Here is a 13,080-nt window from a genome sequence, read left to right on the forward strand (position 1 = left end):
GCCTCTGTGCTCTGCCAAAGAAAAGTTTCGTCCTTTAAGAGACGCCATAGCGCATTATGCTGGACGATTTGCGAGCTACTGGAACCTATTCCTGATCGTTGCTTCCCTGAATATAGAGCAGCGGTTTTAAAAATTGGAGCCGACCATGAGTCGGCAAGCACTGTGTCATACAACCGGGAGGTTGCAAGGGACCGGCGTAATACCAGCGCACGTCATAATCGGCGTAATGGGCTGTGGCTACAATATATGAGAAGTTGAGCCACACGCATGAAAAGAATGCTTATTAATGCAACGCAGGAAGAAGAACTCCGCGTTGCGCTTGTCGACGGTCAAAAGCTGTACGACTTAGATATTGAAAATCCTAATCAAGAACAGAAAAAAGCCAATATCTACAAAGGTACAATTACCCGCGTAGAACCTAGTCTTGAAGCTGCTTTTGTAAACTATGGTGCTGAACGCCACGGTTTCCTGCCTCTAAAAGAGATTGCTCGTAGCTATTTCCCTAAAGGTTATGAGTTCCAAGGCCGCCCTAATATTCGCGAGATCATCAAAGAAGGCCAGGAAGTACTCATCCAGGTCGACAAAGAGGAACGCGGTAATAAAGGTGCTGCACTGACGACCTTTGTCAGTTTGGCAGGCTCCTATCTGGTACTTATGCCAAATAACCCTAGAGCAGGTGGTATCTCTCGCCGTATTGAAGGTGATGAGCGCTCTGAGCTGAAAGCGGCACTTAGCGAACTTGATGTGCCTAACGGTATGGGTCTCATCGTACGTACTGCCGGCGTTGGTAAGTCAGCGGAAGAGTTAAAGTATGATTTAACTAACCTGCTTAACCATTGGACGCGCATTGACGAAGCGGCCAAAGCCACTAAAGCCCCTGCCCTTATCCATCAGGAAGGCAATGTCATCGTTCGCGCTATCCGTGATTATCTGCGTCGCGATATTGGCGAAGTGATTATTGATAACCCACACGTTTACGAGCAAGGAAAAGCGCACATCTCGCAAGTGCGTCCCGACTTCGTACAACGAGTGAAGCTTTATTCCGGTGAAGTACCGCTGTTCTCTCACTACCAAATTGAAAGCCAGATCGAATCAGCGTTTCAACGTGAAGTTAAATTACCTTCTGGTGGCTCTATTGTTATCGATCCGACAGAGGCATTGACGTCAATCGATATCAACTCGGCTAAAGCGACCAAAGGTAGCGATATTGAAGAAACAGCAGTCAATACCAACCTGGAAGCTGCTGACGAGATTGCTCGCCAGTTGCGCCTGCGGGATGTGGGTGGCTTAGTCGTTATCGACTTTATCGATATGTCTCCTGTACGTAACCAGCGCGCAGTAGAAAACCGTCTTCGTGACGCCGTTCGCCAAGACCGAGCAAGAATTCAATTAGGTCGTATTAGCCGTTTCGGCCTGTTAGAGATGTCACGCCAGCGACTGCGTCCATCACTGGGTGAATCAAGCCAAAATGTCTGTCCTCGCTGTGATGGCGCCGGTAGCATTCGTGGCGTGGAATCCATTGCACTGTCTGTGCTTCGTCTTATCGAAGAGGAAGCGATCAAGGAAAATACCGCGCAGTTACATGCCCAGGTACCTGTAGAAGTCGGAACTTATTTACTCAACGAAAAGCGTGCTGCGATCAGGGGTATTGAAAAACGTAACCGTGTTGGCGTGATCATCATTCCAAACCAGCATATGGAGACACCTAAATATCAGGTGACTCGTTTACGTAAAGACGATATTCAAGAAGATTCGAGCTACGCGATGATTATGCCGGCTGAACAGCCGGAGCCGACAGTTTCGGCTACCGTTGGCGAAGTAGCCACCCGCGCACAGCCTGTGCTGCAAGGGTTTACAACACCTGCAGCGAGTGCACCCGCACCGACCGAAACAGTCACAAAGACAAAAACACAACCGCAAAAAGCAAAGGCCAACGCTAAGAAGGCAAAGGACAAGAACCCCGGCATCATCGCCGTTATTATTGCTGCTATTGCCTCTCTGTTCGGCGCTAAGCCAAAGAAAAAGAGCAATAAGAGTAAGCGCCCCCATGGTGACAGAGGGCGTCAGCAATCCCGTGGCAAAAACAGCAGTCGCCGCCGTAATAACGAGCGTGATAACAGTCGTCGCCAGCCGCGAAATGAGCGTAAGAAGAGTGATGACACAAAGCCAGCTGTAACAGCCAAAGATAGCCGTGGCGCGTCGGAAGATAAGCCGCAAAAGAACGAACGTCGCCGCAATCGTGGTAGAAAGCAGCAAAACCGAGTTGAAGGTGCGCAACAGTCGGCCACTGATTCAGTGGCTACTGATAAGAGCGAAAGCACAGCTAAACCTGCAACACAAAAACAGGAGCAGGTCGCAAAGCGTCGTCAGCGCCGTAACTTACGCAAGAAGGTTCGTGTAAGTTCAGAAGCCACACCAGTGCCAAGCAAGAAAGAGCAGTTACCAGAACTCGCTCCTGTTGCTGAGCAGGTCTCTGAAGATCCGGTAGGCGCCCGTTATCCTGAAGTTGCTGCCGAGCAAGTTGCTGAAGTAGCCGCTAACGAAACGCCAGTAGTAGAAAGCAGTGCCGACAACACCCAAGACGCACCTGCGACTGTTGAACAAACAGCTTCTATTGAAACTAAGGCGAACGTTGCGAGCGAAGAGCATACAGCCGCTGAAACCGTTGACGTTACCGCAGCAGCTCCTGAAGAAGCGCCAGTCAAAGAGACTACAGCGACTGACAGTGAAGTTTCGATCGAGGTCTCTGAGCCGGAAGTCTCTGAGCAGGTCGAATCGACTAGCGTAGAGGTTGAGGCACAGCAAGGATCTGACGTAACAACAGATCCTGTTGTTGAAAAAGCCGCTGAAGACGCATCGGTTACGTCTGATGACAAAGCTAGCGAAGTAGTCGAGTCAGCGATTGAGCCAGAAGCGGAAGCCACAGAGCAAGTGGTCGCAAGTGACACGCCTGTGGTAGTTGAGGCAGCAGCAGAGCCAGTTAGCTCCGACGCTAAATCAGCCGATGATATTGTCGTTTCTACCACTCCAGTCAGTCGCTACGCAACTGCGGTATCTAGTCAAATGGCGAAGCCGACACCTGCGACATTATCAGGTGTTGATGCCTCGATTATTGAGCGCCGTTTCGGCCAAGGTGCCGGCGGCAGTCAAGGCGTATCGACGTTAAAAGCCAAAGATCAGGCTACAGCAGGTCCAACCAAACCTGCAATCTAAGGGCCGTTGCCAAAGCAAAAAGCCGTGCTATTTAGCACGGCTTTTTAATTTCCACTGATGGCGTACAGCCTAGTGATTCACTAGATCCTTTATATTTAGGTTGAGTTAAATACGTACCTCACTCAGCACACGCACTATTGAACGACATTAAGATAAGACTATGTTGATTGTCCCAACGGAAGATAAGCTTGACTGGCACCAACCACCCTTTGTGACGATCGCCATCGCCTTTCTTTGCTTCGCCGTGTTTTCAACTGAAACAGATGCCACGATTACCAAATATGCGCTAATACCTAGCCAGATGGAGTGGTTTCAATTGGTTACTCATCAATATCTCCACGGCGACTGGCTTCACCTACTGGGAAATCTATTGTTTCTGCTGATATTCGGCAGCGCTTTGGAAAAGCACTTAGGCGCCTTAAATTTTTTCACTCTTTATCTCTTTACTGGCGTATGCAGCGGATGGGGATTTGCGCTGCTCCACACAGACAGCAATACACCATTGGTTGGGGCTTCAGGGGCCATATCAGGACTGATGGGAATCTATTTGGCGGTTTATGGATGGCGCCGGCGTGAGTACTTTGCCGTTTTGGGTCCTATCGTCACTAGCTTCCGCGCACCGGCGTTGGTTCTGCTGCCTGTTTGGCTTGGCTATGAGCTACTAAGTGCCGCTCTTAGTGATGATAATGTCGCATATATGGCACACGCCTTTGGGCTTATGTCGGGTACCGCTTTCTATATCATCGGTAGCTGGTGCGGTTTATTTCATCGGCGCGTGCAGTCAAGTATTAACCAAAGCGACATTGAAGCGAGCGCCGCACCATTAACGATATCGGCAAAGGCAATCAAGCTAGAAAACGAGCTGAGGTTGGTTGAAGCTTTGGCTGTTTGCCGTCAGCAATTAAAAGAACAACCTACTTATGAAGGATTATGGTATTACGCGTTCACGCTCGCAAAGCGCGTCAGTGAAGCACAAATAGTAGCGCTTTACCGACTGCTTTTAGCTTTTCAAAGTGATGCCTCTGTAGGATTTGGTTGGGCGTACCCAATATGGCAGGAACATCAATCGGTACTGCTCGGCGACAGCCATCTATGGACAGCAAAAGAGCGTATAGATCTGGTTTACACGCTTCTAATACATAACGACCATAAACCAGCAAGTCATGTCATCACCGAACTGGTCAACTCAAATCTATGGTCGACAGATGTTGCAACCAACGCACACGCTTCACTCTTGCCTCTACTCATAACAGCCTCTGCAGCCCATAACGCAGAGGCTGCAGCAATCCGCACTATTCTGAATGCTCAGCCATCTTCAGCGCCATCTGATTAAGTTGCTGCGCTTCCAGCTGCTGTTGGCTTGCCGGTGTTGCTAACTTACCTGCGGTAGCCGCAAATTCGGCAACGCTTTGCAGCGGTCTACCGCTCTCTAATCCCGCTTTTGCAAGTAACAGATAGAGCCCGGCGCGATCTGTATAACTTGCTGGCCAAGATTCAGGTTCACCGATCAATGCTTCCGCTTTATCAAAGCGCCCCTGCTGAAAATAGATATTAGCGATGGCATAGCGTAGTTCTGGCTCAGGCTCAAAACCCGGGATCTTAGTGATCACTTCATCCAATGTTCTGGCTGCGGCACCGATGTTGCCTTTTTCATGCAATAGGGCTAGGTAGCGTTGGGAATGATTATCAAGCAGCACCGTTTGTTCACTCAACATCAACAAACGGTGCATACGCTCTCTTAAGCGCATCTCATTTGGATACCGACGCAAACCATCTTTAACCATTTCAAATGCTTGTTTTTTGCGGCCTTCAAACAACAATAGATGGGAGTAACCAAGCACACGTTGGCAGTCGTATTCAGCAGGCTCCAACGACACCCCCTGCTGCTCTGCGTTGCCTAGCCCCAATTTATTACGATTAACGAAGAGTGTGTATCCCATCATGGCATACGCAACGAGTGAAAAATACGCGCTACCCACCACCAAAAGAGTAACAAGAAACTTGATAGATTCAGTCCCCTCAAATAGCCAAACCAACGCAGTACCACCGTTCGACACTGCCGTGTAGGCAAACCAAAGCAATAAGTAGCTCCAGCCAATACGTACCATCACCCTAGCAAGGATCGCCGGATTCGTGGCATCGCGTAAACTATGCGTAAGGGCAATAACCATAGTGACAGCGGGTATCGATAGTGTCACCAACACAGAAGCAATAACGGCTAAAGAGTGCGAGACCATAGACAGGAGGCCCGCAAAAAAGTACATCACAAACAGCGCAACCAGTAGTTTAAAAGTGAGCAAGATATTGCTTTCACTATCAAACAGCTTTGGCGCCTGCCACTGCTCTTCAGATAACGCTGCGATAATCGCTAGGCCATAATGAATAACCATAATAAACAGCGCCAGCGCTAACACGCCGCCAACCACCAACTGTCCAGCTTGCTCCGTGACAGTAGCAGAGAGATCGGACATCGCTATCTGTGTCACCAGGAACAGTAGCCCGAGTAGGATCATCGGCTGCAACTGCAACGGATAACGGAAAAACTGCCAGCTGATACGCCAAAACGGCGGCAAATCCTCATCTTCAACGCTGAATGTCAGTTCACTACGACAAAGCGGGCAGCGCGCAGACGTACCATCAAAGTTCTTTTCACCACCAGGAAAACAGGTTGTACAAAAGCTTTTAATACAGGAAGGACAATGCCAACTACCTTGTTTATCGGCATGATAACTACAACTACTCATCCTTGAACCTCAGGAATACGGGAAATTAAAACTAAAAGATTAGGATACGATGATTTAATGAGGGAGTAAATGAAGGTTGAGCGCAACGCGTTCCCGCTCAACCTTCACTGAATGATACAACTTACGAATTAGAAGCGACCTCGTCCGAAGATCAGTACCTCTACACGACGATTTTGTGCTTTTCCTGGTTCTGTGGCGTTAGTTGCGACTGGCATTGTTTCACCTGCACCACGCATCACAATTTTGGACGAATCAACACCAGCTTCAATAAGATAGAGCCCGACAGATTCTGCGCGCTCAACTGAGAGAGCCATATTGTAATCATCGTCACCCACATCATCCGTATGACCAACGATCTCAATAAAGGCTGCGCTACGCAGTAACTCCCTAGCCTCTTCTATGTGAGTTCGCATGAGGCCAACACCCTCACCTGTCAGTTCACCTTTGCGCCGTTCAAACAAAGCGATACTTGGGAATACTAGTCGATCCAACGCGCGCAGTTCACCCACTACAAAAACTTCAACACGACGGTTTTGGGCACGACCTTCAACGGTATCATTCGTAACCAAAGGATCATTTTCGCCACGACCGAGGGTATTCAAACGCCCTTCCGGTACACCTATCGACTTAAGATAGTCACCGACGGCATTGGCACGGCGCAGTGATAAATCCTGGTTATAAGTCTCGTCGCCGGTACTATCGGTATGACCAATGACGGTTACTGAGTAGACGCCGTTGAAATCCTCTGACAATTCAGCCTTTCGACTTAACAGATAGGCCTTACCCTCTTCCCCCATCTCTGCGCTGTCAAATGCAAACAGTTCCGCCTGTGGCAGTGATAAGCCGGTGATCAAGCCATCACCTTCACCTTTAACAAACTCAACATCGGTGCTAAGTGCGTAACCGTCACAGCCAACAACCTTGGCCTTTTCTTCACTCCAACCGCTGTGGCGTACACAAGCGCCAGTGCCCGACAATACCACCATGCCATCGGCGCCAAGAACATAGGCCTCTGCTGCGTCAATCGGGCCATCCTCAGCGACAGAACCAGCCACCAGCCCGACCATGAGACCCGTGACAATCAACACTCTTTCCCCAATCCTTTTCAACATCTACATTTCCCCATCAAGTCAATTAGAAAAGTGCCGTCCGCGATCAAGACAAACGCGCAACTATCAATAGCATAGATGACTTTTTGCCGAGTGTTACAAAGTTAGGGCTTGGTGTCATAAAAGGTTAATGAAGCGAGGAAGAACAGGAGAATAAGTAAGGGCGCCAGCAGGCGCCCTTACTTATCATGTCAGAGAGGTAAGGCTAAGCCAGTTCCGCGTTGTGATACACCTCTTGTACGTCATCACAATCTTCCAGCATCGCTAGAAACTTATCGAATACCTCGGCATCCTCTCCGCTGACAGGACACGCGGTTTGCGGCACGAAACTGATCTCGTCAACCTCAAACTCAAGCGCTTCATCCGCTTCCAACAACGCCGACTTCACCTTATAGAATTCGGCTGCAGGAGCAAAAACAGTGATCTTGCCATCGTCAGCTTCAATATCGGTGACATCGACATCAGCCATCATCAATGTTTCCAACACCGCTTCTTCATCTTCACCAGCGAAGATAAATACCGCCAGATGATCAAACATGTGGGCAACGGCGCCAGGTGAACCTAACTTAGCGTCGTTCTTTGTGAAACAGTTACGTACATCAGAAAAAGTGCGTTTGCCGTTGTCTGTTAAACAATCAACAATCACCATACAGCCGCCAGGACCAAAACCTTCATAACGTGCTGTCACGTAGTCTTCGCCACCCGCACCATTGGCTTTATCTAGGGCACGCTCAATAACGTGGGCAGGCACCTGATCTTTCTTTGCCTTTTCGATCAAGCGACGTAAGGTGAGATTGGTATCCGGGTCCGTGCCGCCATTTTTGCCAACAACATAAAGCTCTTTGCCGTACTTCGAATAAACTTTCGTTTTAGCCGCAGCCGTTTTTGCCATCGAATCCTTACGGTTTTGATACGCTCTTCCCATAGTACTTAATTCTCTCTGTATTTAGTGGCGACCAGAATATGGGGAGCGAGTTTAGCGCCCTCTCCCTTACAAATACCAGTCAGGCCTTACAACAATTCACCAAATTTTGATCTTAACGCCATCAAAGTGGCACAACAATCAATCAATAGCCGAGCCACTGCTGTGCTCTACAAACATCATTTTTAGATGTGGACCAACCCCTGGAATTTCAAACGACGCGCCGATACCCGCAAATCCAAGCTTTTGGTAGAAGCCACAGGCATGACTTCTGGCGTTACACCAAAGCGGCGCGCTGCTGCCATGCTGCGCCAGTGCATGTTGCACCAGAGCCTTACCGACACCGCGACCACGCACTTGAGGATGCGTAGCCATGGCGCGCAACTGCCAACTGAAATCTGCTTGCTGTGCGATTAATTCTTCGTTGTCGACCCGATAGATCGATACAATACCCACCAACTGCTGCGCAACAAAAGCACCATAGTGGTAGGTTGTCGCTGCATCATCGCCGGCAAAGATGCAGGTAGAAACAGGTAAACCTGTACGTAATACAGCGCTTCTAAGAGGATAAGTATGGGAAGCCGCGATAGCAGAAATTACAACTGATGGCACCGCTTCACCTCATCGATCGCCTGCATGACACGTTTTTCCGATATCGGATATGGCGTCCCCAGCTGCTGATGGAATAACGAGACACGAAGCTCCTGAAGCATCCAACGCAGGCGTTCCATTTCACTGCGTAACCCTGGTTTTTTTTGTGCTTTTTGTTGCACCAGATCAAACGCATTTTGCACCTTATCCAGGGTGACTTGATGCAAGCGATCCCGTTGCGGGTCAACCTGCATCTTCTCTAAACGTTTGACCACTGCTTGCAGGTATCTAGGTAACTCTTGCAAATGCGTCACCCCGGTATCAGCGACAAACCCAGGGTAAACCAACGCTTCAAGTTGGGCCTTTACATCCGCCTGAGAACGCACAGTTTCCAGGCTCATCTTACCCTTAAGCTGTTTTTGCAGCTGATTAGCCAATGTTAGAACTTTCTCAACCTGTAACGCCACAGCCATGGTGGTGTCAGCAAGTTCTGCTTTAACTGTTTCTAGTAAGCGCTTAAACGTCTGTTCGTTGCGCACAGTAACAGGATCCGCAACCAAACTGTCTACCGCGCCATTAATACAATCTTCAACCAGCTGTTGTACCTTGCCAAAGCGATTGTAATGCATCGCCAATTTAGCTTTGTTAGGTAAGCCATCACGAAGATATTTAATCGGTGATGGCACGTTCATTAATAGCAGGCGCCGCACGCCGTTAGCCATCGCTTCGTCAGCTGCTGATTTATTATCAAACAGTTTCACCGCTACTGAGTCATTTTCATCAACGATCGCCGGAAAGGCACGCACCTCGTACCCACGTTTTTGCTGCACGTACTCTTCAGGTAAGGTATCAAACACCCACGTCACACAACCACTTTGCTCAATAGCATCATCCGCGGCATCGCTAAGCGTCTGCTGCACGTGGTCCTGTAGGCTCGCTTTTAAATCGTCGAGATCTTCCCCTTCGGCCAGCGCCTGCCCCTGTTCATTAACCACCCTAAAATTAAGTTTCAGGTGATCGGGCACCAAATCCCAGTTCCATGCTTCATCAGGTATCGTTATTCCGCTTGCGCGGCGCAATACCCGCGTCAGCGCTTCAAGCGGCGACTCATCTTCAGGTACCGCTTCATCTAACACCCGTTTGGCATAATTGGGGGCAGGCACAAAGTTGCGCCGTATCGGTTTCGGTAGCGACTTAATTAGCGCCACCAGTAATGCTTCACGATGCGCAGGCACGCCCCAGGCAAAGGTATGCTCGTCAACCTGATTTAGCACCGCCACCGGGATCTCGGCACTGACGCCATCGATCTTCTTTCCTGGCTCAAACAGGTATTTAAGACTGAGGTCGATATTGCCGCTACGCCACTGGTCAGGATATAGCTGACTGAGATCATCTTCATGCCTCTGCAACAAGGTCTCGCGGTCGTAAACTAACACCTGTTTGTTATCTTTGACGGCTTGGCGATACCATTTTTCCAGCGTGACACGAGCATATATATTTGCTGGCAGGTCGGCATCGTAAAGCGCATACAATTGATCGTCGTCCACCAAAAGATCACGACGGCGGATCTTCTCCTCTTCCTTGTGAATGACGTCGATTACCGCGTTATTCTTTTGATAGAAAGCTAAGTTACTACCCAGCTGACGCTCAACCAACGCTGACCGTATAAAGATCGCCCGCGATTCAGTTTCATCGATATGGCCAAACAACACCTTACGTTTGGTAACGATAGGCAGGCCATAAAGTGTTTGCTGCTCAAATGCCAACACGTTGCCCTGCTTTTTGCTCCAGTGGGGTTCACTGTGCGTACGGCTAACTAAATGCTGCGCTGCAGCCTCAACCCACTGCGGTTGGATCTTCGCGGCGACACGGGCAAATAGCCGACTGGTTTCCATAAGCTCCGCAGCCATCAGCCACTTCGGACGCTGCTTACCTAAGGCGCTACCGGGAAACAGATAGAAACGCCGATTGCGTGCGCCCAGGTACTCCTGCTCCTTATCAAGCATACCAATGCTGCTTAATAAGCCGGTTAGCAACGCTTGGTGAAGGTTGTCATAGCTGGCTTCTGTGTCGTTCATGGTCAGATGCAACTCGCGACAACTTTGCCGGAGTTGAAAGTGCAGATCTTGCCACTCTCTGACGCGCACATAGCTAAGAAACTCTTTCTTGCACAACTTACGAAACTGGCTTGACGACAGTTCCTCTTGCTGTTGCTTGATATAGCGCCAGAGATTAACCAAGGTTGAAAAGTCAGAGTCCTTATCATAGAAACGACGATGCTTTTCATCGGATGCTTGTTTTGCATCCATCGGCCGTTCTCGGGGATCCTGGATCGACAATGCCGATGCCACAATCAGTACTTCATCCAAACAGCCGAAGTCATTAGCAGCCACCACCATACGAGCTAACTTAGGGTCCACCGGGATACGGGCCAACTGGCGGCCGAGAGGGGTCAATTTCTGTTGCGTACCAACCACCGCACCCAGCTCTTCAAGCAGCTTAATACCATCACGTATGTGCTTTTGATCCGGTGGCTGCATAAATGGGAAGGCTTGAATATCCCCCAGTTTAAGCGCAATCATCTGCAGGATAACGGCGGCTAGGTTCGTACGCAGGATCTCGGGATCGGTGAATTCCGCACGACCAAGAAAGTCTTCTTCGCTATACAGACGAATACAGATACCCGCGGCAACACGGCCACATCGTCCTGCCCGCTGGTTGGCGCTAGCCTGAGAGATCGCCTCAATAGGCAAGCGTTGCACTTTGGTGCGATAGCTGTAACGACTAATACGTGCGGTGCCCGGGTCAATCACATAGCGGATCCCTGGCACCGTCAGGGATGTTTCTGCAACATTCGTCGCCAACACAATGCGCTGCCCGCGGTGCGATTTAAAGATACGTTGCTGCTCTTGCGCCGACAGACGAGCATAAAGCGGCAAAACTTCCGTATTTCGTAGCTGCCTTCTATTCAGGGCATCTGCGGTATCGCGGATCTCGCGTTCGCCGTTGAGGAAAATAAGAATATCGCCCTGACCTTCCCGCTGTAGCTCATCGACAGCATCAAAGATCCCTTGCAACGGGTCCACCTGCTTGCCTTCAACCTGCGGGCGATAGCGCATCTCTACCGGAAAGGTACGGCCAGAGACAGTGATCACCGGCGCATTGTTAAAGTGTTTGGAGAAGCGTTCAGTTTCAATGGTGGCAGAGGTGATGATAATTTTTAGATCGGGGCGCTTAGGCAGCAGTTGTCGCAAATAGCCGAGCAAGAAATCGATGTTTAGACTGCGTTCATGTGCTTCATCGATGATCAACGTGTCGTATTGCCGTAACAGGCGATCATTCTGCATCTCTGCAAGCAGAATACCGTCTGTCATCAACTTAACCCGCGTCCGTGGCTGAGTGTGATCAGAGAACCTGACTTTAAAACCAATCACATCGCCAAGGGATGTGGCCAGCTCGTCAGCGATGCGATCTGCGACGCTGCGTGCCGCTAAACGACGAGGCTGAGTGTGACCGATCATGCCACCAATACCGCGGCCTAGCTCGAGACAGATCTTTGGGATCTGGGTGGTTTTACCTGAGCCTGTCTCACCGGCAACAATGACCACCTGATTGTCACGGATCGCTTCGGCTATCTCTTGCTTGCGCTCAGATACAGGTAAGGCTTCAGGGAATGATATCGATTCATTCCATGTCGCACGAATGATCGCCTTTTCCAGATCGGCATTAAGTGATTTCTGGATCTTTTCCCGACGCTTGCCGTCGTCAATGCGTTTTAAGCCTTCAAAGCGTCGCCGCAAACCGGCCTGCGCTTGTTTAGGAAGGAGTGATAAGGTGTCCAGAAAAGTATCAGCTTGCACGATCAACGCCACATCAAAAAATGTGGCGCGATCCTACCAAGCTTGGGATGGTGGTGAAAGCCTCAGTTTAACTGGCTTTACCAAAGCATGTATCGAGATGGGTCGACAAGGCGCGCAGAATGTCACGGCGAGCGATTAAGCCGATAAGAAGACCATAATCATCAACCACTGGATACAACTTAGGCTTTTGTCCCAACATTTGCTGGGCCAACTCCAAAATGGAGTCTTCCGGACTCACCGTCAGCACCTCAGTACGCATTAGCTCTTTCACCAATGCGACGCCCTCGCAGTGATAGGAAGCTTCCACCGCAGCTCTTAAACAATCCTGCTGTGAAATAAAGCCAACCAGCTTCTTCTGTTCATCAATAACCGGGCCACCAATGCGCTGCGCTGTGAGCAGTCGTTGCACAGCCTCAGCCACTGTCTGACCAGGTTCAAAGGTGACAGGTCGACGATCCATGTGATCTTTTACTTTTAATGATTGCATAACTTCCCCCATGTCTATGCGATGCGTCCTGTCCAAATATTGGGGCGCTATCGCAAGCTTAGACCAGGCTGATTTATTTGTCTTAATATGGCCGCCTGATCGCTACTTTGTCCTTTTATAACAGCCGCTAGCTCAAGGGTGTATAAATTTTGCC

General features: G+C 49.6%; 8 protein-coding genes. 2 read left to right on the forward strand and 6 right to left on the reverse strand.

Annotated features, from left to right (window positions below; all coding sequences use genetic code 11):
* Nucleotides 1-267 precede the first annotated feature (267 nt).
* Together rne and EXY25_RS02750 are read left to right on the forward strand one after the other, a co-directional pair.
* Complete coding sequence (rne, locus tag EXY25_RS02745; protein ID WP_130565635.1) at nt 268-3,213, forward strand: ribonuclease E; 2,946 nt, start codon at nt 268-270, stop codon at nt 3,211-3,213.
* Between the two features lie 160 nt (nt 3,214-3,373).
* Entirely contained in the window at nt 3,374-4,546 is a 1,173-nt protein-coding gene (locus EXY25_RS02750) for a rhomboid family intramembrane serine protease (RefSeq protein WP_130565636.1), read from the forward strand.
* Here EXY25_RS02750 and EXY25_RS02755 read toward each other — a convergent pair.
* The 6 genes from EXY25_RS02755 to EXY25_RS02780 form a co-directional block, all read right to left on the reverse strand.
* Nucleotides 4,506-5,957 (reverse strand): tetratricopeptide repeat protein, encoded by a 1,452-nt coding sequence (locus EXY25_RS02755; RefSeq protein ID WP_130565637.1) that lies wholly within the window; start codon nt 5,955-5,957, stop codon nt 4,506-4,508. The two genes, EXY25_RS02750 and EXY25_RS02755, sit on opposite strands and share 41 nt — an antisense overlap.
* 128 nt (nt 5,958-6,085) lie before the next feature.
* Nucleotides 6,086-7,069 (reverse strand): OmpA family protein, encoded by a 984-nt coding sequence (locus EXY25_RS18945; protein ID WP_114336556.1) that lies wholly within the window; start codon nt 7,067-7,069, stop codon nt 6,086-6,088.
* Nucleotides 7,070-7,271: 202 nt separating this feature from the next.
* A complete protein-coding gene (locus EXY25_RS02765; protein ID WP_114336555.1) occupies nt 7,272-7,991 on the reverse strand; it encodes a YebC/PmpR family DNA-binding transcriptional regulator in 720 nt (239 codons plus the stop codon).
* 138 nt (nt 7,992-8,129) lie between these two features.
* Nucleotides 8,130-8,600 (reverse strand): GNAT family N-acetyltransferase, encoded by a 471-nt coding sequence (locus tag EXY25_RS02770; RefSeq protein WP_130565638.1) that lies wholly within the window; start codon nt 8,598-8,600, stop codon nt 8,130-8,132.
* Nucleotides 8,585-12,445: an ATP-dependent RNA helicase HrpA gene (hrpA, locus tag EXY25_RS02775; RefSeq protein ID WP_207232094.1), complete on the reverse strand. Its 3,861-nt coding sequence runs from the start codon at nt 12,443-12,445 to the stop codon at nt 8,585-8,587. The genes EXY25_RS02770 and hrpA overlap by 16 nt, the downstream gene beginning before the upstream one ends.
* 61 nt (nt 12,446-12,506) lie before the next feature.
* On the reverse strand, nt 12,507-12,926 hold the full coding sequence (locus tag EXY25_RS02780; protein ID WP_114336552.1) for a CBS domain-containing protein: 420 nt from the start codon (nt 12,924-12,926) through the stop codon (nt 12,507-12,509).
* Nucleotides 12,927-13,080: the final 154 nt, after the last annotated feature.

The organism is Corallincola spongiicola (genome assembly GCF_004284785.1).
Classification (GTDB): Bacteria; Pseudomonadota; Gammaproteobacteria; order Enterobacterales; family Neiellaceae; genus Corallincola; species Corallincola holothuriorum.